The following is a 1,021-nucleotide window of genomic DNA, read 5'->3' on the forward strand; positions in this document are numbered from 1 at the left end:
TTATAAATTTTAAGAGGCGTTAAAAAACAGTTTTCAGACGAAAGGAGATCGAAGTTGAGTATAGATTTAAGTAACAAAAAAATTCCGAAAGAAGCAATTCAAGCATTAAAAACTATAGCGGAACTACTTGATAATATGTTAATTGGGGTGTATTTGTATGGTTCGGCAGTAATGGGTGGTTTACGTATGAATAGCGATGTAGATATTTTGGTAATAACAAATCAAAGTTTATCTGAAAAAACTCGAAGGAATCTTACAAATAGGTTAATGCTTATATCTGGGAAAATAGGAAACATAAAAGATATGAGGCCTCTTGAAGTTACGGTCATAAATCAAAAGGATATTGTCCCTTGGCATTTCCCCCCCAAATATGAATTTATGTATGGCGAGTGGCTAAGAGAGCAGTTTGAAAAGGGAGAAATTCCTGAGTCGACTTATGATCCGGATTTAGCAATACTTTTAGCACAACTAAGAAAAAATAGTATTAACCTTTTGGGACCAAAGGCAACAGAAGTAATTGAGCCTGTGCCAATGACAGATATTCGAAAAGCAATTAAAGAATCGTTGCCCGGGTTGATAACTAGCATTAAAGGTGACGAACGCAATGTGATTTTAACTTTAGCCAGAATGTGGGTGACAGCATCTACTGGTGAAATCAGATCAAAAGATCTGGCAGCTGAATGGGCAATACCTCAATTACCTTATGAGCATGCCATTTTACTTGACAAAGCAAGAAAGGCTTATCTAGGAGGGTATATTGATAAGTGGAAAGGAATGGATTCTGAGGTGACTGAACTCGTTAATAATATGAAGAAGTCTATAGAGTCTTCCCTTAATCTCTAAAAGGCTGGTGTTGAGAATTCCATTGATAGGTTCTCTCATACCGAAATTTCTTAAAATGGTCAAAAACCGCTGGATATGTTCCCGTCTACCGATAGTTCCAAAAATGCTGCTGATATGTTTCCACAGACGGGCAAAGTAATATGACATCAATGCCATCAACTCGAGCCATGTGGAGACT

The 1,021-nt window shown here is 37.0% G+C and carries 1 protein-coding gene; it reads left to right on the top strand.

Annotation, left to right across the window (positions count from 1 at the left end; all coding sequences use genetic code 11):
* The first annotated feature begins 54 nt into the window (after positions 1 to 54).
* Positions 55 to 843 carry an aminoglycoside nucleotidyltransferase ANT(9) gene (gene ant(9) / locus ACQRC6_RS09770; RefSeq protein WP_027622104.1) on the top strand — a complete coding sequence of 263 codons (789 nt, stop codon included), beginning with the start codon at positions 55 to 57 and terminating at the stop codon, positions 841 to 843.
* The last annotated feature ends 178 nt before the right edge of the window (positions 844 to 1,021 follow it).

Source organism: Peptoniphilus sp. SGI.035 (genome assembly GCF_050315115.1).
Taxonomy (GTDB): domain Bacteria; phylum Bacillota; class Clostridia; order Tissierellales; family Peptoniphilaceae; genus Peptoniphilus_A.